1 protein-coding gene is annotated in these 307 nt (G+C 39.1%); it reads right to left on the bottom strand.

The window, feature by feature from the left end:
- Positions 1 to 210 (bottom strand): DUF4372 domain-containing protein (locus ACPEPR_RS13850; RefSeq protein WP_423562571.1); only part of this gene is annotated, 210 nt, incomplete at its 3' end.
- Positions 211 to 307 lie beyond the last annotated feature (97 nt).

Genomic DNA, 307 nt, shown 5'->3' on the forward strand with positions numbered 1-307 from the left:
CAGCTTTTCCTGTTGGCACTCCAAATTGGATTGAATATCTCTCAGACTTTGCCTACAAGAGAATTGAGACATCAATATGGCAATAAACTGATCCCACCGGGAAGCCGCTCTAAATTTCTGTCCAACATGGTGTACTTTAGCAAGTTGTTCAAAATCCTGTCGCACAACAGGTTTAATTAGCTCATGAAATACGGTATTCTGATGTGACAAAACCTGAATCCTGGTCGTTAAAGTGTTTGTTTGCACTCATATTTTAACTGTTAGGACTCAGGTTTTTTTATTTAAAGCAAACTATGGGACAGCAGTG

This window comes from Acinetobacter sp. AND/436, from assembly GCF_049546925.1.
In the GTDB taxonomy this organism is placed as follows: Bacteria; Pseudomonadota; Gammaproteobacteria; order Pseudomonadales; family Moraxellaceae; genus Acinetobacter; species Acinetobacter indicus.